At 66.2% G+C, this 24,250-nt stretch carries 21 protein-coding genes and 1 tRNA gene; 9 read left to right on the top strand and 13 right to left on the bottom strand.

All coding sequences use genetic code 11. The features are described 5' to 3' along the window. Positions 1–40 precede the first annotated feature (40 nt). Genes ACWPM1_RS00670 through ACWPM1_RS00660 form a run of 3 tightly spaced genes read left to right on the top strand, consistent with a single transcriptional unit; the run spans position 41 to position 3,037 of the window. On the top strand, positions 41–787 hold the full coding sequence (locus ACWPM1_RS00670; RefSeq protein ID WP_455692925.1) for an electron transfer flavoprotein subunit beta/FixA family protein: 747 nt from the start codon (positions 41–43) through the stop codon (positions 785–787). Between the two features lie 25 nt (positions 788–812). Beyond that, positions 813–1,742, top strand: coding sequence for an electron transfer flavoprotein subunit alpha/FixB family protein (locus ACWPM1_RS00665; protein ID WP_455692924.1), 930 nt, complete (start codon positions 813–815; stop codon positions 1,740–1,742). 14 nt (positions 1,743–1,756) lie between these two features. Then, complete coding sequence (locus ACWPM1_RS00660; protein ID WP_455692923.1) at positions 1,757–3,037, top strand: TIGR00341 family protein; 1,281 nt, start codon at positions 1,757–1,759, stop codon at positions 3,035–3,037. On the opposite strand, the gene ACWPM1_RS00655 is transcribed toward ACWPM1_RS00660, so the two are convergent. The 11 genes from ACWPM1_RS00655 to ACWPM1_RS00605 form a co-directional block, all read right to left on the bottom strand. Then, positions 3,004–3,531: a GNAT family N-acetyltransferase gene (locus ACWPM1_RS00655; protein WP_455695089.1), complete on the bottom strand. Its 528-nt coding sequence runs from the start codon at positions 3,529–3,531 to the stop codon at positions 3,004–3,006. The two genes, ACWPM1_RS00660 and ACWPM1_RS00655, sit on opposite strands and share 34 nt — an antisense overlap. A gap of 5 nt (positions 3,532–3,536) precedes the next feature. Continuing rightward, complete coding sequence (locus tag ACWPM1_RS00650) at positions 3,537–4,787, bottom strand: DUF445 domain-containing protein (RefSeq protein WP_455692922.1); 1,251 nt, start codon at positions 4,785–4,787, stop codon at positions 3,537–3,539. Positions 4,788–4,825: 38 nt separating this feature from the next. Continuing rightward, positions 4,826–8,290, bottom strand: a complete 3,465-nt coding sequence (locus tag ACWPM1_RS00645) for an efflux RND transporter permease subunit (protein ID WP_455692921.1) — start codon at positions 8,288–8,290, stop codon at positions 4,826–4,828. A 14-nt stretch (positions 8,291–8,304) separates the two neighbouring features. After that, positions 8,305–9,483, bottom strand: coding sequence for an efflux RND transporter periplasmic adaptor subunit (locus tag ACWPM1_RS00640; RefSeq protein WP_455692920.1), 1,179 nt, complete (start codon positions 9,481–9,483; stop codon positions 8,305–8,307). A 139-nt stretch (positions 9,484–9,622) separates the two neighbouring features. Continuing rightward, positions 9,623–11,404, bottom strand: coding sequence for a hypothetical protein (locus ACWPM1_RS00635; protein ID WP_455692919.1), 1,782 nt, complete (start codon positions 11,402–11,404; stop codon positions 9,623–9,625). Further along, positions 11,401–11,817, bottom strand: coding sequence for a GtrA family protein (locus ACWPM1_RS00630; protein WP_455692918.1), 417 nt, complete (start codon positions 11,815–11,817; stop codon positions 11,401–11,403). Before ACWPM1_RS00630 ends, ACWPM1_RS00635 begins: the two co-directional genes overlap by 4 nt. Before the next feature lie 101 nt (positions 11,818–11,918). Beyond that, the gene (locus ACWPM1_RS00625; protein ID WP_455692917.1) at positions 11,919–13,496 is read right to left on the bottom strand and encodes an NAD(P)/FAD-dependent oxidoreductase; all 1,578 of its coding nucleotides are present in this window, start codon (positions 13,494–13,496) and stop codon (positions 11,919–11,921) included. 75 nt (positions 13,497–13,571) lie between these two features. Continuing rightward, positions 13,572–14,222, bottom strand: a complete 651-nt coding sequence (locus ACWPM1_RS00620) for a PilZ domain-containing protein (protein WP_455692916.1) — start codon at positions 14,220–14,222, stop codon at positions 13,572–13,574. Positions 14,223–14,370: 148 nt separating this feature from the next. Continuing rightward, positions 14,371–14,455: transfer RNA gene (locus ACWPM1_RS00615), tRNA-Leu, on the bottom strand. Positions 14,456–14,518: 63 nt separating this feature from the next. After that, entirely contained in the window at positions 14,519–14,800 is a 282-nt protein-coding gene (locus ACWPM1_RS00610; RefSeq protein WP_455692915.1) for an integration host factor subunit beta, read from the bottom strand. A gap of 138 nt (positions 14,801–14,938) precedes the next feature. Further along, a complete protein-coding gene (locus tag ACWPM1_RS00605) occupies positions 14,939–15,280 on the bottom strand; it encodes a GntR family transcriptional regulator (RefSeq protein WP_455692914.1) in 342 nt (113 codons plus the stop codon). A 175-nt stretch (positions 15,281–15,455) separates the two neighbouring features. On the opposite strand from ACWPM1_RS00605, the gene ACWPM1_RS00600 reads away from it, so the two are divergent. Genes ACWPM1_RS00600 through ACWPM1_RS00580 form a run of 5 tightly spaced genes read left to right on the top strand, consistent with a single transcriptional unit; the run spans position 15,456 to position 21,198 of the window. Then, on the top strand, positions 15,456–17,141 hold the full coding sequence (locus ACWPM1_RS00600) for a peptide MFS transporter (RefSeq protein WP_455692913.1): 1,686 nt from the start codon (positions 15,456–15,458) through the stop codon (positions 17,139–17,141). A 57-nt stretch (positions 17,142–17,198) separates the two neighbouring features. After that, a complete protein-coding gene (locus ACWPM1_RS00595) occupies positions 17,199–18,572 on the top strand; it encodes an amidohydrolase (protein ID WP_455692912.1) in 1,374 nt (457 codons plus the stop codon). Beyond that, positions 18,569–19,948: an amidohydrolase family protein gene (locus ACWPM1_RS00590; protein ID WP_455692911.1), complete on the top strand. Its 1,380-nt coding sequence runs from the start codon at positions 18,569–18,571 to the stop codon at positions 19,946–19,948. The genes ACWPM1_RS00595 and ACWPM1_RS00590 overlap by 4 nt, the downstream gene beginning before the upstream one ends. Beyond that, complete coding sequence (locus ACWPM1_RS00585) at positions 19,945–20,460, top strand: FKBP-type peptidyl-prolyl cis-trans isomerase (RefSeq protein WP_455692910.1); 516 nt, start codon at positions 19,945–19,947, stop codon at positions 20,458–20,460. Before ACWPM1_RS00590 ends, ACWPM1_RS00585 begins: the two co-directional genes overlap by 4 nt. Positions 20,461–20,508: 48 nt before the next feature. Then, the gene (locus ACWPM1_RS00580; RefSeq protein WP_455692909.1) at positions 20,509–21,198 is read left to right on the top strand and encodes an NnrU family protein; all 690 of its coding nucleotides are present in this window, start codon (positions 20,509–20,511) and stop codon (positions 21,196–21,198) included. On the opposite strand, the gene dxs is transcribed toward ACWPM1_RS00580, so the two are convergent. Next, the gene (gene dxs / locus ACWPM1_RS00575) at positions 21,195–23,117 is read right to left on the bottom strand and encodes a 1-deoxy-D-xylulose-5-phosphate synthase (RefSeq protein ID WP_455692908.1); all 1,923 of its coding nucleotides are present in this window, start codon (positions 23,115–23,117) and stop codon (positions 21,195–21,197) included. The genes ACWPM1_RS00580 and dxs overlap by 4 nt on opposite strands. A gap of 131 nt (positions 23,118–23,248) precedes the next feature. On the opposite strand from dxs, the gene ACWPM1_RS00570 reads away from it, so the two are divergent. Beyond that, a complete protein-coding gene (locus ACWPM1_RS00570) occupies positions 23,249–23,788 on the top strand; it encodes a GNAT family N-acetyltransferase (RefSeq protein ID WP_455692907.1) in 540 nt (179 codons plus the stop codon). On the opposite strand, the gene ACWPM1_RS00565 is transcribed toward ACWPM1_RS00570, so the two are convergent. After that, positions 23,785–24,243, bottom strand: coding sequence for a Fur family transcriptional regulator (locus ACWPM1_RS00565; RefSeq protein ID WP_455692906.1), 459 nt, complete (start codon positions 24,241–24,243; stop codon positions 23,785–23,787). The two genes, ACWPM1_RS00570 and ACWPM1_RS00565, sit on opposite strands and share 4 nt — an antisense overlap. Between the last annotated feature and the right edge of the window lie 7 nt (positions 24,244–24,250).

Raw genomic sequence — 24,250 nt, 5'->3', positions numbered from 1 at the left:
GGCATTTAAGGGCGCCCGCACAGAATTAGGAGCGACACGCATGAAGATCCTCGTCCCCGTCAAGCGGGTGATCGACTACAACGTGAAGCCGCGGGTCAAGGCCGACGGCAGCGGGGTCGATCTCGCCAACGTCAAGATGAGCATGAACCCGTTCGACGAGATCGCTGTCGAGGAAGCGCTGCGCTTGCGCGAGAAGGGCGCCGCCGCCGAAGTGATCGTGGTGTCGATCGGCCCCGCCAAGGCGACCGAAACGCTGCGCACCGGACTCGCGATGGGCGCCGACCGGGCGATCCACGTGGCGACCGACGACGAGGTCGAGCCGCTGGCGGTCGCCAAGATTTTGAAGGGCATCGCCGATGCCGAGCAGCCAGGTCTGGTGATCCTCGGCAAGCAGGCGATCGACGACGATTCGAACCAGACCGGCCAGATGCTCGCCGCCCTGATGGGCCGGCCCCAGGGCACTTTCGCCAACGAAGTCACCGTGGAGGGTGACCGCGTGGTGGTGAAGCGTGAGGTCGATGGCGGGCTCGAGACTGTCAGCCTTGCGATGCCGGCGATCGTCACCACCGACCTGCGCCTCAACGAGCCGCGCTACGCTTCGCTGCCGAACATCATGAAGGCCAAGTCAAAGCCGCTCGATGCGAAAACTCCGGCGGACTACGGCGTGGATACCGCGCCCCGCTTGAAGACACTGAAGGTGCAGGAGCCCGCGGTGCGCCAGGCCGGCGTCAAGGTCGCCGACGTCGACGAACTGGTCGCCAAGCTTAAAGTGCTGGGCATCGCCTGAGCCGGATACGGGAAGGAATAGACGGATGAAGACTCTCGTTCTGGTCGAACACGATAACGCCGCGGTGAAGGACGCCACGCTGGCGGTGGTCACCGCCGCCTCGAAGCTCGGCGAAGTGCACCTGCTGGTTGCGGGCAAGGGCTGCGCGGGCGTCGCCGATGCCGCCGCGAAGATCGCGGGCGTGGGCAAGGTCCACCTCGCCGACGATGCCGCCTACGAGCACCAGTTGGCCGAGAATCTCGCCCCGCTCATTGCCGACCTGATGGGGCACCACGACGCGTTCCTCGCGCCCGCCACAACCACCGGCAAGAACGTCGCCCCGCGCGTCGCCGCGCTGCTCGACGTGATGCAGATCTCCGAGATCACCGGCATCGAGGGAGATCGCACGTTCACCCGCCCGATCTACGCCGGCAATGCCATCGCCACGGTCGAATCGAGCGATCCCAAGTTGGTCATCACCGTGCGTGGGACCGCGTTCGACAAGGCGGCGAGCGAGGGCGGCTCGGGCACCGTCGAGGCCGTGTCCGGCGCCGGCGAGTCTGGACTGTCGACCTTCCAGGGCAGCGAGCTCGCCAAGAACGAGCGGCCCGAACTCACCAGCGCCAAGATCATCGTTTCGGGCGGCCGCGCCTTGAAGGACGCCGAGACGTTCAAGGAAGTCATCCTCCCGCTGGCCGACAAGCTCGGTGCGGGCGTCGGCGCCAGCCGAGCGGCGGTCGATGCGGGCTACGTGCCCAACGACTACCAGGTCGGCCAGACCGGCAAGATCGTCGCCCCGGAGGTCTACATCGCGATCGGCATTTCGGGCGCGATCCAGCACCTCGCCGGAATGAAGGATTCCAAGGTCATCATCGCCATCAACAAGGACGAGGACGCGCCGATCTTCCAGGTCGCCGACGTCGGCCTCGTCGGCGATCTGTTCAAAATCGTCCCGGAGCTGACCCAGAAGCTCTGAACCGGGAGACCGGCATGAACGACACCCGCGGCGGTGCGTTTGCCGGAATTTCCCGGAAAGGTCACGGCCGCGCTTCCACGCTCGCCTCGGTCGCGCGCGACGCGCGGCTGACGCGCGGGTTCCTCCTCCAGATCGTCCTGTCGACCGCGATCGCGCACATCGGATTGCTGCTGAACTCTGCCCCGGTGGTGATCGGCGCGATGCTCATCTCACCGCTGCTCGCCCCGATAATGGGGTTCGGCTTCGCCATCGCCACGTTCGACGGACGGCTGCTGCGCCGATCGCTGCAGACTTTCGGGGCCGGAACGGCGGCGGCTATCGCGGTCGCTTTGCTGCTCACCATTCTCTCCCCCATCACCGATGCCACCCCGGCGATTCTCGCGCGCGTCCGGCCGAGCCTGCTCGACCTGATGGTGGCGATCTTCGGAGGTATCGCGGGGGCCTATGCCTTGCTGCGCAAATTTTCCGCCACGCTCGTCGGCGTGGCGATCGCCACCGCGCTCATCCCGCCGCTGGCGACCGTCGGCTGGGGCCTGGCGACGGGAAACAGTGACTATGCGGCCGGGGCGCTGCTGCTTTACGTGACCAACACCGCGGCGATCGGGTTCACGGCCACGGTGGTCGCGCGCTTTAACGGCTTCGGCACCGGTCTCTCCCCGCGCCAGAGCTGGTTCCAGTCGCTCGGCATATTCGTCACCCTGGCCCTGCTCGCCGTCCCACTCGCGTTCAGCTTGTCGGCGATCGTGCGCGAGGCGCGGAGCACGGCGATGCTGCGTGCGGAACTCACCCGCATGGCCGGTGAGCAGGCTACGATAGATCGCTTCGAAGTCGACTACCAGGCGCAGCCTTCATCGATCGCCGCCGTCGTAATCGCTCCGACGTTCGTTCCCTCGCTCGAGAAGTCGTTCGCTGCCGCCGCTCGCGGCGAACTTGGCGAGGGGACGCGGATAACCGTCATTCAATTGCGCAGCGGCAGCGCCGAGGCCGAAACCCGGCGGACCGCGGAGGCGGCGGCCGCGCAGGAACGGGCTCTCACGGCGCGGGAATCTCAGCGGCTCCGTGCCGCGCTGGCGGCACAATTCGGCACGGGCCCCGCCGCGATCGTCATCGACACCGAACGCCGCACTGCGCTCATCAAGGTCTCGCCAGCCGCCGCCATCGAGGCGGACTTCGCGCCGTTACGGGCGGCATTTCCGGACTGGCGGATCGAGACGATCGAGGCTGAAGACGCTGCGGTGGGAAGCGCCGCCGAACAGCCTGTTCAGAGCGCGGCCGGCGGCCGGGCGAGGAGCTGAACTTCCGCGCCATCGGGCAACGTAGCCAAGCGGATTGACGCAAATCCCAGCTTCGCTGCCAGGGCGAAAGACGATTCGTTGCCCGGCTCGATCATGCACACAACCTCGCGCGGTCCGTGGGCAGCGTCGAACCAGGCGAGCGCCGCGCCCATCGCTTCGGCGCCGATGCCCTGACCCACCGCGCTTTCGGCGAGGATCCACCCGGCTTCCGGCTTGTCGTCGAAGTCTTCGCCAAGCCCGCGGTACGAGTGGAACACCCCGCAGTTGCCGATGACCTCCGGCGTGCCCTTCAACCGGACCATGAAGCTGCCGTAGCCGTGGAGGAACCAGCTGCCCCCGCCGCGCTGGAAGCGGGTGAAGTGATCGGCGCGGGTCGACATCGGTCCTAGGAAGCGATGGGTCGCGGGGTTGGAGATGATCGCGAACATCTTCGGTTCGTCGGCCATCTTCGGCCGCCAAAGCTCGAGGCGCTCGGTTGTGAGGAACGGCGCCAAATCGTTCAAAGCAGCGCATCCGCCGCATGGATCGTGACCCCGACGAGCCCGCCCACCAGCGTGCCGTTCATGCGAATGAACTGGAGATCGCGGCCGACGGCGCTCTCGATTCGGTCGGTCACCGTACGGGCATCCCACCGACGCACCGTCTCGGACACCAGCCGGACGATATTGCCGCCGTAGCGGGTCGCCACCCCTACCGCGGTGCGCCGCGCGAAGCGGTTCAGCTGGATCTGCATGCGCGGATCGTCGCGCAGTACCCGGCCCATCTCCGCCATGCTCTCGGCGAGCGTGCCGCCGATGCCGCCGCCGGGCTCGCGTGCCGCCTTGATCAGCCCGCCGCGAATGCGCTCCCACACCCCGAGCCACCATTTGCCGACCACGGGATTATCCAGCAACTCGTTCTTGGTCCGCTCGATCGTAGCCTGCAGATCGGCATCGTGGAGAAGGTCGTGCGCGAGCTGCGCGAGGCCCTCGTCTAGCTTGCCCCGCAAGGGGTGCTGGGGATCGATCAGCACTTCGGCGAGCAGCTTGTACAAGCCGTCCAGCACCGAGTTGGCGAGCTTCTCGTCGAGCCCCGTCCAGCGCACGAGGCCGTTGGCCTTCTCATGGATCATGTTGCGGATCAGCGTTTCGTTGGCCTCGATCGTCAGCCCGGCCCAGCGGATCGCCGAATCGATCAGCGGCAAGTGGCGCTTGTCGGCGATTGCGGCGGTCAGCAGTTGCCCGAGCAACGGCGCGATCTCGACCCGCGCCGCGAGAGTCTTCAATCCACCGCGCACTTGGGTGCCCAGCCGTTCCGGATCGAGCGATTCGAGGAACTCTGCGATCAGCTCGCCCGCCCCCGCCCGCAGCCGCGCGCCGGTGTCCCCGCTCGAAGGCGCTGCGAGGTAATCGCCCACCGCTTTCGCCAGGTTCATATCCTGCATGCGGCGGGCGACCACCGCGGGGGTCAGGAAATTATCCTGCAGGAAGGCGGCCATCGTGTCGGCGATGCGATCCTTGTTCTCGGGGATGATCGCAGTGTGCGGGATGGGCAGGCCGAGAGGGCGGCGGAACAGCGCGGTCACCGCGAACCAGTCGGCCAGACCGCCGACCATGGCGGCTTCAGCGAACGCGCGGACATAGCCGATGGAGGGATGCAGCCCGAGATACTGGCCGGTCAGCAGATAGAGGCCGGCCATCGCCACGAGCAAGCCGGTCGCCGTGCGGCGCATTGTCCGCGCGCGGTCCGGATCGATAGGCACGCCCCCCATGCGCCGGAAACGCGCGAGGGGATGCGGGGTTTCGCCGCTCACTCGGCGGGCAGGCTCTCGGGCCGGCGCGCGATCGGTGCTCCCTCGTCACCGGGTTTGTAGCTGAGCATCCGCTTGCGCAGCCATGGGCCCAGCCGCTTCTCGAGCCCGTCGGCGAGACTGAAACCCGCCGGGACGATGAGCAGCGTGAGCAGCGTCGAGAGAATGAGGCCGCCGATCACCACGATGCCCATCGGCGCGCGGAAAGCCGCGTCGCCCGACAGCGACAGTGCAGTGGGGATCATGCCCGCCGTCATCGCCACGGTGGTCATGACGATCGGCTGGGCGCGCTTGCGGCCGGCATCGATGACCGCTTCGAACTTGTCGACGCCCGCGGCAATCTCTTCGATCGCGAAGTCGATCAGAAGGATCGAGTTCTTGGCGACGATTCCGAACAGCATCAGCACGCCGATGAATACCGGCATCGAGAGCGGCTGATTGAACAGGAGGAGGCCGAGCATGCCGCCGAGCGGCGCGAGGAACAGCGAGGCCATGTTCACCAGCGGCGAGATGAACCGGTGGTAAAGCAGCACCAGCACCGCGAAGACCAGCAGCACACCGGCGAGCAGCGCGTTCTGGAAGCTGACCAGCATCTCGGCCTGCCACTGTTGCTCGCCGAACGGCGCGTTCGAGACGCCGGCGGGCAGGTTCTGCATGATCGGGAGTTGCTGGATCGCCTGCATGGCATCGCCTTGCGCGATACCGGGGGCGAGGTCCGCGCCCACGAACACGCGCCGCGCCTGGTTGTAGCGCTGGATGCTCGTCGGACCTGAACCGAAGCCGATCTCGGCCACCCGCGACAGCGGCACCGAGCCGCCGCTTGCCGTGGGCACGGGGAGGTTGCGAATGGTCGACATCTCGCGCCGGGCATCGGGCGAAAGGCGTACCCGGATGGGCACTTGGCGGTCGGACAGCGAGAACTTGGCCGCGTTCTGGTCGATGTCACCCAGGGTGGCGATACGGATTGTCTGGCTGAGGGCGGCGGTGGTGACGCCCAGCGTCGCCGCGAGGTCGGTGCGCGGGGTGATGATGATCTCGGGCCGCCGCAGGTCGGCCTCGATCCGCGGGGCCACCACGCCCTTGACGCCCTGCATTTGCCGAGCGAGTTCGGTCGCCGCGTCGTAGAGACCCTCGGGGTTCGAGCCGGACAGCATCACAGAAATGGGCCGGCCGGTGCCGCCCCCACCGCCTTGATCGCTCTGGAAGGTGACGCGGGCATCGGGAATCTGCTGGAGCAGCGGCGTAATCTCGCGCTCGAACTCCTGCGCGGACTTTTCGCGATCGGTCTTGAGCGTGATGAAGAGGCGGGCGTTGCCCTCGTTGACGCGCTGAAGCGCGGCGAGCACCTCCGGCCGGCCCTCGAATATATCCGCGACCTGGGCCGCAACGCGCTCGGTCTGTTCGAGTGTCGTTCCCGGCACCATCTCGATCCGCACCCGACTGAAGTCGCCGTTGAAGGTCGGGAAGAACTGGGTCGGCAGCATCATCGCGGCCGCCACGGTCAGCAGGAGCGCCGCAAAGCCGGTGCCGACCATCCACATGCGATGATCGCGCAGACGCGCGGCGAAGTAGGTGAACCAGTCGGCGAATGTCCGGCCGAACGGGCGCGAGAGCCAGTGGCCCAGCTTGACCGTGAGCAGCAGCGCGAGGAACCCGGCCACGAGCGCCACTGTGAGGATCAGCAAACGGGCAATGGTCAACGCCGCCTGTGCCGCGATCGCGGTTGGGTCGCTGTCGATCGCGGACGAGAACGTCTCGGCAATCTGCATGCTGCCGAGCGTCATCGTCACGGCGAAGAATGCCGCCGCCGGGATAATCACGAGCAGCAGCGAGAAGAGCACGGCGTAGAGCGGATAGAACAGCCGCAGCCTCGGCTTGTCGCGCCCGGCCCGAATGGCGTCCATCGACGAGCGGTCGAGCGTCCAGTGGAGCAGGTTCAGGTAGCGGTCCATCCACGGGCCCGAAGCGTGTTCGGCGTGGCCCTTGGCCTTGAGGAAATAGGCCGCGACCATCGGCGTAATCATGCGCGCCACGGCGAGGCTCATCAGCACCGAGACCACGACGGTGAGGCCGAAATTCTTGAAGAACTGGCCGGATACACCGGGCATCAGTCCGACCGGGAGGAACACCGCGACGATCGAGAACGTGGTCGCAACGACCGCAAGGCCGATCTCGTCCGCCGCGTCGATCGACGCCTGATAGGCGGATTTGCCCATTCGCATATGTCTGACGATGTTCTCGATCTCGACGATCGCGTCGTCGACCAGCACGCCCGCGACGAGACCCAGCGCGAGCAGCGAGAGCGTGTTGAGCGTGAAGCCCATCAGATCCATGAACCAGAAGGTCGGGATCGCGGAGAGGGGGATCGCGAGCGCGGCGACCATCGTCGCGCGCCAATCGCGAAGGAAGAAGAACACTACGACGATTGCCAGGACCGCGCCCTCGATCATCGCGGCCATCGAGCTGTCGTACTGCGCCTTGGTGTAATCGACCGAGGTGAACAGCCGGGTGAACTTGATCCCCGGGTTTTCATTCTCGAGCTTGCCCAGTTCCTCGAGGGTCGCATCGTAGACCGACACGTCGGACTCGCCGCGCGCGCGGGTGATCGAGAAGGTTACCACTTCGCGCCCGTCGATCTTGCCCATGGAGCGAACCTCGCCGAACGCATCGCGCACGGTGGCGACGTCGGTCAGCTTGATCGTCCGCCCGCCGGGAATGGCGATCTGTGCCTGGCTGAGGTCGTAGGCGGTGTCGGCATTGCCGAGCACGCGGACCGACTGGCGCGAGCCGGCGATCTCGGCGATGCCGCCGGCGGCGTCCACGTTCACCTGACGCAGCGTGGCGTTGATCTGGCTGGCCGTGACGCCGAGCGATTGCATGCGTGCCGGATCGATGGTGACGACGATCTCGCGGTTAACCCCGCCGCCGCGGCCAACTTCGGCCATGCCGGGGATGCCGAGCAGCCGCTTGGCCACCGTGTCGTCGATGAAGTACGACAGCTGCTCGATCGTCATGTCGGGCGCGCTGACCGCGAAGTAGCCGATCGGCTCGGACGATGTCTGAGCGCGGAATACCTGCGGCTCGAGAATGCCTTCGGGCAACTCGCCGCGCGCCTGGTCGACGGCGGCCTTCACCTCGTTGACCGCCTGGCTGATGTCGGTGCCGATCTCGAACTCCACCATCGTCTGCGAGGAACCCTCGCTGGCGGTCGAATTGAGGTTCTCGACCCCCTCCACGCCCTGGATCGCGGCCTCGATGCGCTGGGTGATCTGGTTCTCGATCTCGGTCGGTGCGGCCCCCGGCTGCGAGATCTGGACGATCACCATCGGGAACTCGATGTCCGGGTTGTCCTGCACCTTCATGCCCGAGAAGCTCATCAGCCCCGCGAGCACGAAGCCGAAGAAAAGCACCAGGGGCACGATCGGGTTGCGGATCGACCAGGCGGAGATGTTGCGGAAGTTCATCGCGCAGGCCGGCCTTATTGCGCGGCCTTGACCGGCTTGACCTTGTCACCCGGATTGAGGAAGCCGCCGGCGCGAAGCACCACGCGCTCGCTGCCGTCGAGGCCCTTGGTCACGGCGATGCCCTGCGCGGTCACGATGCCGGTTTCGACCGCGCGCCGCAGGACCTTGTTCTGGCGGTCCACAATGTAGACGAAGCTGCCCTTCTCGTCGGACTGGATCGCGCTCTCCGGAAGAACGGGCGCTACCAGGGCGCCGCTGCCCAGCGTTGCCGAGGCGAACCCGCCCGGCCGCAGTTCCGGCGCGTAAGCGAGCGCGATGCGCGCTTCGCCCTGGCGGCTCTGCGGATCGATGGTCGGGCTGATCTGCCAGATCGAGCCGGAGAAGGTCTTCTCGCTGCTGACCGGCGTGACGGTTGCGATTGCACCCACCCGCACGTTGGCGAGATCCTCCTCGCTCAGCCGCGCCTTCAGCTCCATCTCTCCGCCTTGGGCGATGGTGAACAGCGGGCTGCCGCCGCCGGCGACAGTCTGCCCCGGCTCCACCGACCGAGTGAGGATGAGGCCCGAGGCAGGGGCGTAGATGTTGAGTCGCGCGGTGCGGGCCTGCAGTTCGCCCACGGTGGCGCGGGCGACGTTAACCCGCGCACGCGCCGCGTCGCGGGTGGCAGTGAGCCGGTCGACGTCCGCCTTCGAGATGAAACCACGGCTGACGAGCTTCAGGGCGCGATCGAGATTCGCCTGGGCCAGATTGAGGTCGGCCTGGGCGACCCCAATTTGGGCATTGGCTCCGGCGATCTGCTGGTTCTGGACCGAGCGGTCGATCGACACGAGGACCTGGCCTTGGCGGACCCAGTCGCCTTCGTCGACGGGCACCGAGACGACCCGGCCACCTTCGCCGACCGACCCGACCGGTAGCTCGCGACGCGCGGCGAGCGTGCCGGTCGCCTCGATCGCGCCTTCGATGTTCGTGCGCCCCGGGGCGATAACGCTGACGGTCGGCACCTGGCCGGCTTCCGGCGGCCCGAAAGGCACCTCTTCCTCGCCCCGCGTCATGAAGTAGACCGCCGCGATGACGGCGATGGCGCCAAGTATCGCCCAAATGGCCCACTTGCGCCGTCGGGGCGCGACGGTTTCGTCGATGATCAAGGTCGAATCGCCGTCTGCGTCGGCTATGACGGTGGTCTCGTAATTCATCGTAGGTCCTTAGGCGGCCCGCGAGTGTGTTACACGCGTAGGTCACTGCACGCAAGCGCGCGTCAGGCGCCATAGACCTCGCGAGGGAAGAGGGCAAATGGAGGTTCGACCGGCGACATATGGCGCCGACCGGTGACGATCAGCGTCGTATGCGCCAGACTTCGAGGCTGCCGTCCCCGCTGACCGATACCGGCTCGAGCCACGCAGGTGCTCGCCCGTCGAGCAGGTCGGCCATCAGCCCGCTCGGTGCCACCGCGGCATAGCGTTGGGGCTCGGCGAGGTCGGGGCAGATGGCAACGTAACTTGTGCCACGCGCTGAGAGGATGCCGCGAGCTTCGTCGGGCGCGCCAAGGAACGTGGCGATGTTGGCGCGCATTGCTTCGGCCCCGCGGTGGTGGCCGGTCGCGATTACGGTGTGGTCGGTCGCGAAGATGAGCTGCGGGCCGATATCAAGCGGCGCGAGGATTTCGCCCTTGGGCAGCTTGTCGAACACGGCCGCCGCGGAATCGATATCGCATTGCGAGACCCGCTGGGTGGCCGGCTCACCTACCGCGGCTTGCGCCGGGCGGGCAAGCGCCAACAGGGTGAGCGGCATCGCCGGCAACAGGGCGAGCGCCATGCCCGCCATTGCCAGCACTCGCTTGCCTGGCCGGCGCATCGTCCGAGCCGAGCGCAGCCATTCGCGAACCTGCCAGCCCAGCGGCACCGCCGCCAGGGCTCCGGCGACCGCACCTGCGCGCACGATGAATAGCGAGATGAGGAAGGCGGCGAGCAAGATCAGCGTGTAGTCCTCCCACCAGCGGCGCAGCCAGCCGCCGCTTCGCCCGGCGAGGCGGACCGAGGCCGCAAGGGCTACGAGGGGTGGGATGACAACTTGCAGGGCGGTGTCGAGCGGTTGCTGCCACACTGGCAGGCCCTCGCCGACGGCTTGGTACCAGAACTGGTCGACGAGCGGGTCGAGGGCCGCGAAGGCACCGGCGCTGCAGGCCGGCGCGAATGTTTGAAGCACTGTCGCGCCGAGCGCCGCCACGAGGGCAAGCCCGGAAATCTGCGCGAAGCGTGGAAGCGGCTCAAGCTTGGCAAGGCCGGTGGCGGAGATCGCCCCCACTACGAAGGCGCCGAGGTGAGCGGGGCTGATTGCATCGCAGTACTGGCCAAGGCTCGAGAACCCGCGGGTGGCCGCGAAAAGTGCCAGTGAGCCGACCGCCAGACCTTGCATTGTCCCCACGAACCAGGCGCATTCGTGGCGGTCGCGCAGCCAGCGAAGTGCGGCGACCCCGCAGATGGCCGCCGCAAGGGGCAGGCCCTCGATAGAGATGGACAGCCAGATCGCCAGGCCGAGCCCGGCAGCCCAGGCACCGATCCACGGGCGGCGGGCCATGAGTGCGTTCATCACCGCCAGGGCGCAGACGATCTGCCAGCCATGGTGGTCGATGCGCATGGGGCGCAGCTGCTCGATTACCGGGACCGAGAGAGCCATCGCGAGGCACGCGAATCCGGCGGCCTCGTCACCGACCAGCCGCCAGGCGATGCGCCCGGCGAGCAATAGTGCGAGGCCGAACGTGATCAGGGGAACCCCGATCAGCGCGACCGTCTCCGCCGCGCCCTGGCCGATCATGCCCCTGAGTGAGAGGATGACCGCGGCCAGCGGAAGATCGACGAGGCGCGACCAGTGCATCTCGACGCCGCCATTGGGCGCGTCGACACGGTGCTGTGCGAGATCGAACCAGCCCTGGCCCGCGAGCAGGTCGCGCACCTGGATCAGACGTAAGGTGTCGTCGGGATCGGGGAATTGGAAAGCGAGGATCGCAGACAGATTGGTGACGAGAAGCAGCCCGCAGATCATCGCCCAGGCAAGGGCGACGCGCAGCAGCAGGTCCGGCGTAAAGGCCGGGCGCCGCCGCTCCACCAACAGTGTCATGGGGTGCCCGCGCCGCGGAACACGACCTCGTTCCGCAGCATCCATGTAACGGCGAAGCTGACCGCGATAGCCGCAAGCTTGCCGATGCGCGGGTCGATGCCGCTGAAGTCGGCGAGGCCGACGATCCCGGTAGTAAGCGAAAGCCCGATCATCGCCGAGCCCACGAACAGCGCTTTTTGCTTGGTGCGCTCGGGACCGCGCTGGGCGACCGTATCGGCGAAAACCGCCCGGCTCGAGAGCAGCCAGTGCGCTGCGATGCCGAGCCCGTAGCCAATCGCGGACGAAGCTGCCGCGGGCGCACCCAGCGCAAGCAGGGCAAGGAAGCTGCCGAGATCGACCGCCAGAGCGCCGACGCTGGCAAGCCCGTAGCGGACGACACGCAGGTCGGTGATCCTGATAAGCCTGGCAATCATTGCGTGACCCCCGCAATCCGTGTGGCACCGACGGACCGCGCCGGTTGTCGGCCAATCTGGTTAAGGATTGACCAACGGTTTCCGTAGCGGCCCACGATGGTTCAGGCCGCCTTGCGGCCCTGCTTGATGCGCTCGGGCACGTCTCGGACCGAGGCTAGAGCCGCAGCCTGGTCGGGTGTCGGCTGGAGGGTCGTCTCGCGAGCGGGGATGGCCTTCTCGGCACCTTCGTCGCCCGCCTCGTGATACTCGGCGTCCTCGTTGACGCACCAGGTGTCATAGACCCGCTCGCCGGCGAGGATATTCTCCACTGTCAGCATCGCGGTCATCATCGCGTGATCCTGGTTGTTGTAGCGGTGCATGCCGTTGCGCCCCACGAGATGCAGCGTCGGGTGCTTCTCCTCAAGCTCGAAGCGCATCGCCGCGACGTTGGCAGCGTAATCCTCGTCATAGACGGGATAGGCCTTTTCCTGGCGCACCACCGCGCCGCCGACCACATCCTTGGGATCGAGCAGGCCGAGGATCTTCATTTCCTTCGCCGCCAGTTCGATCAGGTCGTTGTCGGCCATGGACCACAGCCCGTCACCTTCGAAGCAGAAGTATTCGAGACCGACGCATGCCACACTCGGATCCGGCACCATCTCCGGGCTCCACGAGCGGAAGTTCTGCACACGGCCGACCTTGACCTTGCTGTCGTGGATGTAGATCCAGTTGTCGGGGAACAGGTCCTCCGACTTGATCTTGAGCGCCACGGTCAGGAAGTCGCGGTACTTGAGTTCGCTGGCGTTGAGCGTGGTGTCCGGCAGCGGATGCATGCGGGCGGCCAGTTCGCGCATCGGCGCGCTGCTGATCGCATGCGCTGCGTTGATGACTACCTCGCCATGCGGCCCCTCCGCTGACAGGCGCCATCCGTCGCCCGCGGCGGCGAGTTGTTTCATTCCGTGGCCCCTCAGGACCTGGCCAAGGCCGGTGGCGACGATCTTGTCGCGTGCGGCATCCCACATCATGCCGGGGCCCAGCCGCGGGTAGCGGAAGGTTTCGAGCAGCGTCTTGACTTCCTGCCCGTCGTTCGGGCGCTTGTTGAGGCCAAGGCTGCGCTTGAGCCCGTCGGTGACAGCCCCCCACAGGGAAAGTCCCTTGATGCGTTGGGCCGCCCAGTCGGCACTCATTTCATTGCAGGGCATGCCCCACACCTTCTCGGTATAGGTCTTGAAAAAGATCGAGTAGAGCTTCTTGCCGAACTGGTTGCTGGTCCAGTCCTCGAAGCTCTTGATTTCCTTGATTGGAAACAGCTGCGACCAGACAAAGCTCGCCATGCATGCGGTTGAGCGAATGATTCCAAGGTTATGAAGCGCTTCAAACGCACGCAGCGGGTAGCTGTAGAACTTCCCCTCATAGTAGATGCGGCTCATCCGCGGGCGCTGGATGAAGTCGTCGGGAAGGATCTCGTTCCACAGGTCCACGACCTGCTGGCTCTTTGAAAAAAAGCGGTGTCCACCGATGTCGAAGCGGTAGCCTTCGTGCTCGACCGTCCGGCTGATGCCGCCGACGTAAGTCGCATCTTTCTCGATGATCGCGACGGTCTTGCCGGCCTTCGTCAACAGGTAACCGGCCGTGAGGCCCGCCGGGCCGGCGCCGATAATCGCGACGTCGACCGAAATCTCCTTGGAATTGCTGCTCATTATGGCCCCCCAATCGAATTGACCGGGGAATGAAGGAAATTGGTTACCGGGAAGTAAACGGCGCTGCCCAATTCGTCAGCGATGCCGACCGGCCGCCCGCACCTGTTCGGCCAGGAGTTCCGGGCTCTGCGCGGCGCAGGCAAACTCGGCGAGCTGGCCGAGGCCGAAGGTATCGTCAAACGCGACGCCGTATTGGCCGTCCTTGCGCCAGCGCACCCGCGCGCGAACCTCCGGAAAAATGTCGGACATGATCCGCAAGGGCTGGGCGATCGCCAGCCGTTCACTGCAGTTGATGCGCGCGCCCTGCTGCGAGATGTTGACCACTTCGCCGAGGACTCGGCGACCCAGCAAGACAACTTCGACCGGGAACTCGATGTCGAGCCGCAACTGGCGCTTGGGGAATCGTCCTGCCTCGGCGATCAGGCGCACGATGTCGACTGGGTCCACGAACTGGAAGCCAGCCTCGCCGCCGCGCTCCCAAATCTTCTCAAGCCGATGCCGTTCGCCGGTCCGCAACTCGAGCGCGAGCGGCGCCTCGCCGGGCAGGGCGTGGAACCCACGCAGGCTGATTCCCTTCTCGGATACGTCCCGGATGACGACGACGAACTGTCCTGCCGGAGCGATCAGCTTGGCAGCACGGATGAGCAAGGTGAAGCGGGGCGCTGCGCGGTCCTCGCACAATTCTCCTGCGGCCTCGCGTGGCAATTCGATACGCCCCTGCTCCATTCGTGCACCCCAATGACGACGGCACCTGGCCGTGGAGCATCTCTAGCTGGTAATCGGTCGAAACCAGGGAACTAGACGGATAGGGGTAAATACGGGGTTAGTGGAGGAGGTGCAGGCGGAATTCACCATCACGGTGGGTTCGCGAGCTTGGTGCGGGTGGCGGGACTCGAACCCGCACGAGCAAAGCTCAGGGGATTTTAAGTCCCCGGCGTCTACCATTCCGCCACACCCGCAATATTGGGCGCCCTAGCGCGGGCGGCGTGGCCTAGCAATTTTGCGATAAGGGTGAAGCGCGCTCAATCGTCGTTGAGCATGCGGCGCATTTCCTTGCCCGGTTTGAAGTAGGGCACTTTCTTGGCCGGTACTTCCACGCTCTCGCCAGTGCGCGGGTTGCGTCCCTTGCGCGCCCCGCGATCGCGCGTGGAAAAGGCCCCAAAGCCGCGAAGTTCAACCCTGCCACCTTCTGCGAGGCGCTTCCCGATCTCGTCAAAGAAGATGTCCACCACCTGCTCGACCTCGTCGGCCCGCAAATCGGGGTTCTCCTTCGCGATCGCCTGCAGCAGTTCGGATCTAATCACTTATTTTCTCCCGAGCGACCTTGCCCCCCCACCGAGCGCGACCAACCCGTTGTCCGAGGAAAGACTGCCAGAGAGCACGCCAAAGCGCAACGTCCGTAATGGACCTGATTTCGCCGAGAAGTCGTGCTTGGCCGCCAGTCAGGCGCGTTCCAGCAGTTCCGCGGGATCGATCCCGAGGCGTTCGATCCGCGCCGCAATCTCGGGCCACTCCTCGTCGACGAACCGGGCGCGCTCGACCCGCCGCAAACGATCCGAGGCGCCGGCGGCGACATACATGCCGACGCCGCGCTGAACTTCGACCAGGCCGTCGCTCTGGAACTGCTGATAGGCCTTGGCGACAGTAAGCGGATTGGCGCCCTGCTCGGCGGCAAAAGCTCGCACCGATGGCAGCATTTCCCCTTCGCGATAACGCCCCTCGATAATCGCCGCGGCGATGAGGTCGCGCAGGCGGAGATAGACAGGGCGGCTCTGCTGAGTCATCGGAATTCCTAACCAAGTGCCTCAGTGACATAATACAGCGCGGCGCGTCAAGTTCCGGCCCGTGCCCGCCGAGAGCAGTTACCGCTGAAACAATTGCTTCACATGCGCGTATGCGACGCTAGGGTGCGCGCCGTTTCCGGCCCGCCAGAGGCCGCTAGAAAGAGGGTAGGTTCGCATGAAGGACATGGCATTGTGGCAGGAAGGGGATTGGATCGCGGCAATCGCGGTTGTGGTCCTGGCCATCTTCCTGACGGTCGGGGCCAAGATCGCCATCCAGAAGGAGCCCGAGTTCGCCGGGCACCCCAAGGGCCTCTACATGCTGTTCTTCGCCGAGATGTGGGAGCGCTTTTCCTACTACGGCATGCGCGCGCTGCTGATTTTCTACCTGACACAGCACTGGCTGTTCAACGACAGCAAGTCGACCCTGATCTACGGCGCCTATACCTCGCTGGTGTACATCACCCCGGTGCTCGGCGGCTATCTCGCCGACCGTTACTTGGGCCAGCGCAAGGCCGTGCTGTTCGGCGGGCTGCTGCTCGCCGCCGGCCACAGCCTGATGGCGGTCGAAGGTGTGGGTGGGCAGGACGACCCGACGATCAACGTCTTCTGGCTGGCGCTCGCCTTCATCATCGTCGGTTCGGGCTTCCTGAAGGCGAACATCTCGGTGATGGTCGGCCAGCTCTACAAGCTCACCGACATCCGCCGCGACGGCGCTTACACGATCTTCTACATGGGCATCAATCTCGGCGCGGCGGTCGGCACGATCCTCGTCGGCTACCTGGGCCAGACGATCGGCTGGGGTTACGGCTTCGGCCTGGCCGGCATCGGCATGCTCGCCGGCCTCATCGTGTTCGTGCTCGGCAAGAGCGCGCTGCGCGGTGCCGGCGAAGCGCCGGCCGCGCTCGCCAAGGGCAAGGAATACCTGCTCTACGGCATCGGTTTCGCGGCGGTGGCGATCTGCTGGGCGCTGGTGCAATACCAGGATGTCGTCGGCACGCTGCTGGCGATCTCGGGCGTCGCGCTGCTGCTTTACGTCCTCTATGAAAGCTTCAAGCTGCCTAAAGAACCCCGCGAGCGCATGTTCGCGATCCTGTTCCTGATCGCGCTCAATCCGCTGTTCTGGGGCCTGTTCGAGCAGGCAGGCGGTTCGATGAACCTGTTCACCGATCGGTTCGTGGACCGTGCCGGGGTACCGGCTTCGATCTTCCAGTCGATCAACCCGATCTACATCATCCTGCTCGCCCCACTGTTCGCGGGTCTATGGGTTGCGCTCGGGCGACGGAACCTGGAGCCTTCCGCGCCGGCCAAGTTCGGCCTCGCTCTGGCTCAGATGGGCCTCGCCAACCTCATTCTCGTGTGGGGCGCCGAGGCGTTTGGGGTCGCGGCGATGACGCCGGTGATCTTTGTGTTCCTTTATTACTTGCTGGCGACCACTGGCGAACTGTGCCTCTCTCCGGTGGGGCTGAGCGCAATGAACCGGCTCGCGCCTAGCTTTCTCGCCAGCCTGATCATGGGCGCATGGTTCTACATGACCGCCGTCGGCAACTTCGTGGCCGGCAAGATCGGCGAGGCGACCGGCGGCCATGATGGCGAAATGGACAAGCAGGGCCTGCTCGACATCTACGAGATGTTCGGCTGGATCGCCATTGGCGCGGCGGTGGTGGTGTTGCTGCTGAGCCCGATCGTGAAGAAGTGGATGCACCTCGACACCCTCGAGGATCGCGATCCGGGTGACGATCTCGAAGGCCAGCGCCAGGCAGGCCTCGACAACCAAGTTGCCGGCATGCATCCGGCGACCGATCCTCCGGGCCCGGGCGATGAACCCCAGGCCGACGTGAATCCCGCCACTCGCCCACAGTAGATTTCGGATGACAGGGGCGCAGACCGACCGGTCTGCGCCCCTCACCACGAGGGCTCAATGAAGCTAGCCAACCTATTCGTTGCGGCGGGAGCGTTTGCGCTGTCCGCTTGCGCCACCACCAATGAGAGCGACCGCGAGGCCGACAGCGCCAGCGCCGCGATCGAGAAGAACCCCTACCCGTCTACTTACCGGGCATACCCGGGCACGCCGACCGCGCTCGTCGGAGCCACTGTCTACGACGGGGCCGGAGGACGGATCGACCGCGGTACGGTGCTCTTTGAGGACGGTAAGGTAGTCGGCGTCGGCAGCGCCGACCTGGTAATCCCGGCAGGATACGTTCGTATCGACGGGACCGGCAAATTCGTCACCCCTGGGATCATCGACATCCACTCGCACCTCGGAGACTACCCCACGCCGTCCGTGGCGGCGCACTCGGACGGCAACGAAGCGACCGATCCGACGACGCCGGAAGTCTGGGCCGAACATTCGGTCTGGCCTCAGGACCCGGGGTTCAGCCGGGCACTCGCCAATGGCGGAATCACCTCGCTCCAGATTCTGCCGGGTTCCGCAAACCTGATGGGCGGCCGTGCGGTGACGCTGAAGAACGTCCCGGCGCGCACGATGCAGGGGATGAAGTTCCCGGGGGCGCCCTACAGCATGAAAATGGCCTGCGGCGAGAATCCCAAGCGCGTTTACGGCGGCAAGGGGCGTATGCCTTCGACCCGCATGGGCAATCTGGCCGTCAACCGGCAGACCTGGCTGGATGCCAAGAAATGGATCGCCGACGGTCGCAAGGGCCGCGACCTTGCCAAGGAGACCCTGGCCGGCGTGCTTGATGGCGAGATTCTGATCCAGAACCACTGCTACCGTGCCGACGAGATGGCCCTCGTCCTCGATATGGCGAAGGAGATGGGCTACGAGGTCACCGCCTTTCATCACGCGGTCGAGAGCTACAAGATCGCCGACCTGCTGCGGGCGAACGGTGTGTGCTCCGCGATCTGGGCCGACTGGTACGGCTTCAAGATGGAAAGCTACGACGGCATCCCAGAGAACGGCGCCTACCTGCACAACGCCGGCGCTTGTGTAGTGATCCACTCGGACGACCAGAATGGTATCCAGCGTCTGAACCAGGAGGCCGCCAAGGCGCAGGCGGCCGGGCGCCGCGCTGGCATCGACATTCCCGATGCCGAGATTATCCGCTGGCTGACGCTCAACCCCGCCACCGCAATGGGAATTGCCGACAAAACCGGGAGCCTGGCGTCGGGCAAGATGGCCGACGTCGTCCTGTGGAACGGCGATCCCCTGTCAGTCTATTCGCGGCCCGAGAAAGTGTGGATCGACGGCGCGCTGATGTACGACGCAAACGATCCCAAGCGCCGGCCAGTGAGCGACTTCGAGCTCGGCCAGCCGGGCGAAGGAGACGTGAAATGAGGGCGCGGCTTTTGATCGGCGCTGCGCTCGCGGTGCTCTGCGGGCCGCTCGCCGCGCAGGACGTCGCGATCGTCAACGCAACGGTGGCGACGGGCGACGGCAGCGACCCGGTGGAGGGTGCAACCGTGGTCATTCGCGGCGGCAAAGTGGTCGCCGCCGGGCGTGGTGTAGCCGTGCCCGCAGGCGTCCCGGCGATCGACGGCGCGGGCAAGTGGGTCACTCCCGGGGTCTTCGCTGCGATGAGCGACCTCGGCCTGCTCGACGCCTCGGGCGTCTCGGAGTCGAACGACACGGGCGCGAGCCAGTCGCCCTTCGGGGCCGCGCTCGATGTTGCCCCGGCGCTCAATCCTTCCGCGCAGGACGTCGCGGTGTCGCGTGAAGGCGGCGTAACCCGCGCGACCGTGTTCCCCTCACCGTCAGGATCCATTTTCGGCGGCCAGGGGGCGGTGGTCGATCTCGGCGCCGACGGGCAAATGATCATTCGACCGCGCGCTTTTCAGCTCGTGACGCTAGGCGAACGCGGGGCGCAGCTGGCCGGCGGTAGCCGCACGAGCGCGCACGCGGTGGTGCGCAATGCGTTGCGCGAAGCCCGCCAGTACGGCGCGAGGGGTGCCGTGATTCCGGGCGGAGGACGACCCGCAACCGTCTCGACGGGCGACGACATCCCGATCGACACGCGCCTCATCGACACCGATGCCGATCGCGGAGACGATGTGCTCCTCACCCGCTTCGATGCCGCCGCGCTAGTGCCGGTGGTGAACGGGGCGCAGCCGCTCTACGTGATCGTCGAACGGGCATCGGACATCCGCGCAGTGCTAGGCCTGCGTCAGGAGTTTCCGCGTCTCAAACTGGTCTTGGTCGGGGCGAGCGAAGGATGGCGGGTGGCGGCCGACATCGCGGCCGCCGGCGTCCCAGTGATAGCCGACCCGCTCGACGACTTGCCTGAAAGCTTCGAACAACTGGCCGCCACCCAAAGCAATGTGGGCAGGATGGTCCGCGCCGGAGTGAAGGTCGCGCTCGGCCGCATGACCGACACCGGTGGTGCGCAGCCGCGCAATCTGCCGCAATTTGCCGGTAACCTCGTCGCACTGACGCGCGTGCCGGGGGCAACGGGCCTGACATGGGGCGAGGCATTCGCCGCGATTTCGTCGATACCGGCGGAGATTTCGGGATACGGCGGCCGCATGGGCGTGCTGGCCCCCGGCGCGGCGGGCGACGTTGTGATCTGGGACGGTGACCCGCTCGAAGTGTCGACCGTGCCGGAGCGCGTTTTCATCGACGGTGTGGAGCAGCCGCGAACCGGCCACCAGAAGCGTCTTGGCGACCGGTATCGCGACCTCGACGAATCCGACCTGCCCAAGGCGTACGACTGGTGAGGCTTCGTTGGGCCGGGGAGGGCGGCGCGACGATCGCGCTCGGAGCCGCCCTTATCGTCGGCGCTGCAGCGCTGGCGCAAGGCGCCGACGGGCCGCCGGACCGCAGCCAGGATATGGCCTGGGTCAGCGCCCAACAAGCGGCGCTCGCCGAGCGCGCGGCGCAACCGGGATGGCAGGGCCTCGAAGGCGGGCTATTGTGGCGGCGTACCGCGGGCGACGGCAGCGGTGTCCACCCCAATCCCGATGACATCGTCACGGTCCATTACACCGGCAGCTTCGTCGGCGGCAGCGTGTTCGACACCTCGGAAGGAGGAGAGCCGGCGACCTTCCCGCTCGGTCGCCTCATCCCGGCCTGGCAAATGGCGATCCCGCGCATGGGCGTCGGCGACACGATCGAGATCGCGGCCCCTGCGCCGCTCGCTTACGGGATGAAGGGCAAGGGCCCGATCCCCGGCGGGGCGACGCTGCTGTTCACCGTCCGGCTGATCGACATCGGGGAGCGCGCCGAGTAGCCGCTTGCAATCCGGTTGCCATCCGCTACCCATGTTGACGCCGTTCACATGGGAACCCGCTCGATGGATCCGCTCGCCGAACTTTCCGCCGCTTCGCTCGCGTTTGTGGTCACTCACTTCGCGCTCTCGCATCCGCTGCGGGCGCCACTCGTGTCGCGCATCGGAGAAAAGGGCTTCCTGCCGCTCTACTCGCTGGTCGCCTTCGTCACGCTCGGCTGGATGATCCTGGCGTTCCGGTCCGCGCCGCCGGCAGACCTCCCCGGCTCGGGCGAGATTGGCTGGATCGTCGCGACGGTGATGACACTGCCGGCGCTGGTATTGTTTCTGGGCTCGCTGCGCGGCAATCCGGCCTTCCCCGATCCACACCAGCCCAGTGAAATCAAACGAGCCGCGGACGGCGTTTTCGCGGTCACGCGACACCCGATGATGTGGGGTTTCGCGCTTTGGGCGCTCAGCCACCTTATCCTCTGGTGGAGCTGGCGCACGGTCATAGTCGCCGCATCCATCCTCATTCTCGCCCTCGTCGGCGCCCGCCTGCAGGATAGCAAGAAGGAGGCTCTGCTGGGCGATGGCTGGACCCATTGGGAAGCACAGACGAGCTACTGGCCGCGCTGGCGGCGACTGCTCGGAGCGGGCGCCGTGTTGTGGCTAGTCGCCCTGGCGCTTTGGCTGGCGCTGACCTGGCTGCACATCCCGGCGGCCGGCATAACCGCGGGAGCGTGGCGCTGGCTGAGTTAGGCCCGCGCTTCTTCCACGCCGGCACTGTTGTGACGCAAAGCCTTGAGCACGGTATCGACGATGCTCGGCGCATTGAGGCCGGCCTCGTCGTACTGCTTGGCCGGATCGTCATGGTCCTGGAAAACGTCGGGCAGGCGCATCGTGCGAATCTTGAGGCCGCCGTCGAGCAGACCCTCGTCGCTGGCATGGGTGAGCACGTGGGCGCCGAGCCCCCCTATCGCCGCTTCCTCGATTGTCACGACGACCTCGTGATCACGCATAAGGCGGTCGATCAGCGCGGTATCGAGTGGCTTGGCGAAACGCAGATCGGCGACAGTCGTGCTGAGGCCCTTCGCCTCGAGCGCGTCGGCTGCCTTGAGCGCTTCGGCGAGGCGCGTGCCCAGCGAAAGGAGCGCGACTTTGGTGCCCTCGCGCACCACGCGTCCTTTGCCGATCTCCAGCCGTTCCGGCTTCTCGGGCAGGGCGACGCCGGTGCCGTTGCCGCGCGGGTAGCGAAAGGCGATCGGGCCGCTGTCGTGGCACGCGGCGGTGTAGGTCATGTGGACCAGCTCCGCCTCGTCGGCCGCCGCCATCACCACCATGTTGGGCAGGGTCGCGAGATAAGTCACGTCGAACGAGCCGGCATGGGTGCAACCGTCGGCCCCGACCAGCCCCGCGCGGTCGATCGCGAAGCGAACCGGAAGGTTCTGGATCGCCACGTCGTGCACGACCTGGTCGAACGCCCGCTGGAGGAAGGTGGAGTAGATCGCGCAGAACGGCCGCATGCCTTGCGCGGCGAGGCCGGCGGCAAAGGTCACCGCATGCTGCTCGGCGATTCCGACGTCGAAACTTCGCTCGGGGTGCGCCTTGGCGAAGCGGTCGACGCCCGTGCCGCTCGGCATCGCGGCGGTTATCGCCACGATCCGGGGATCGCTCTCGGCAAGCTTGGCGAGCGTGTCGCCGAAGACGTTCTGGTAGGCCGGGGGGCCACCTGCGCTCTTCTTCTGCTCGCCGGTGATGACGTCGAACTTCTGTACCCCGTGGTACTTGTCGGCACTGTTCTCGGCAGGAGCGTAGCCCTTGCCCTTCTGCGTCACGACGTGGACCAGAATCGGCCCCTGCTCGCTGTCGCGCACGTTTTCGAGCACGGGGATCAAATGATCGAGGTTGTGCCCGTCGATCGGGCCGACGTAGTAGAACCCCAGCTCCTCGAACAGTGTCCCGCCGGTGACCATGCCGCGGGTGAATTCCTCGGCTTTCTCCAGCCCGTGGTTCAGCCGGCGGCTGATCTTCGCCGTCAGCCTCTTGGCGAGGTTCCGGAGACCCAAATACTCGCTCGATGAAACCATCCGCGCGAGGTACGCCGAGAGACCGCCGACCGGCGGCGCGATCGACATGTCGTTGTCGTTCAGGATCACGACCAGCCGGCTGCCTGCCTGTTCGGCATTGTTCATTGCCTCATAGGCCATCCCCGCGCTCATCGCGCCGTCGCCGATTACGGCTATTCCTCGGCCCGGTTGCGATTGCAGCTTGTTGGCCATCGCGAACCCGAGCGCCGCGCTGATCGAAGTCGATGAATGCGCCGCGCCGAAGGGATCGTATTCGCTCTCGCTGCGCTTGGTGAAGCCGGAGAGACCGCCGCCCTGGCGCAAAGTACGAATGCGATTCCGCCGGCCGGTGAGGATCTTGTGCGGGTAGGCCTGGTGGCCGACGTCCCATACGAGCTTGTCGGTCGGCGTGTCGAAAACGTAATGGATGGCCACCGTGAGCTCGACCACGCCGAGGCCCGAACCAAGGTGCCCACCGGTCGAACCCACGGCACTGATCATCTCGGCGCGTAACTCGTCGGCGAGCTGGCGCAGGTGTTCGGGCGGAAGCTGGCGGAGGTCGGCGGGCGTATCGACAGTGTCGAGCAGCGGCGTCGCGGGGGACGAAGTCATGGCAGGAGCCCTACACGCCCGAAACGCGGCTGTCGATGAAACCCGAGTGAGGCGGGGCTGAGCATTCGATGAAATGCACCGGCGTCGCGCATGAGTTGACGTCGAGCCGGGGCAAACGCCAGGTGAGACCGATGGATGAACTGACGATTCGACCGGCCACGATGGCCGACCTGCCGGCGATAGCGGCAGTGATGGAGCGGGCCATCGCCGAGTTGCAGAAGCCGTTTCTCGATGAAGCGCAGATCGGGGCCAGCCGGCGGAGCATGGGCCTGGACACAACGCTGGTGGCCGATGGCACTTACCTGTGCGTGTGGGATATGAATACACTGGCTGGGTGCGGCGGCTGGAGCCGCCGTGCGACGCTTTACGGTGGTGATCATTCGGCTGGCACGCGCGACGACCGCCTGCTCGATCCGGCTGGCGAACCGGCACGGGTGCGCGCGATGTATACCGACCCGGCCTATGTGCGTCGCGGAATCGGGCGGATGATCCTTGAGGCGTGCGAAACGGCGGCGCGCAACGAAGGCTTTACTCGGCTCGAGATGATGGCGACCGCCGCGGGTGAGCCACTCTACATCGCATGCGGGTATCAGGTGATCGCGCGGGCCGATCGGCTCGCGCCAGACGGCGTTGCCGTGCCCGGCGCAGTCATGGCCAAGGACCTAGCCTAGCGGCAATCCGCGCAAAGGCCGCGGATTTCGATCACGGGCCGTTCCGGCTTGAAGTCGGCCGCCTCGGCCAGGCCGCGGACAGTCTTCGACACCGCGTCGTTGTCGATATGGGTAGCTTCACCGCATTCGTCGCAGACCAGGAAAATGCAGTCGTGCAGGCATCCCGGGTGGCTATTGGCGAGGTAGGCGTTCGACGATTCGACACGCATCGCCAGGTTGTTGGTCACGAACAAGTCGAGGATGCGATAGATAGAATTGGGCGCGATGCGCTTGCCGCGCTTGGCCGAGACTTCGTCCGCGATGTCGTAGGCGCTAGCGGGCGAAGGGTGCGTGGCGAGTGCGGCGAACACATCCGCACGCAAGTCGGTCCATTGCTCGCCGGCCGCGATTAAAGCGCCTTCTGCGGCGCGCGCCAGGTCGGAGCCCGAATGCTCATGGTGGTGGTGGGCGGCCATGGGCCCG

It is taken from the genome of Tsuneonella sp. HG249, from assembly GCF_053819205.1.
Note: the sequence above shows the minus strand (reverse complement) of the source record. Positions and strands in the feature narration are given on the sequence as shown.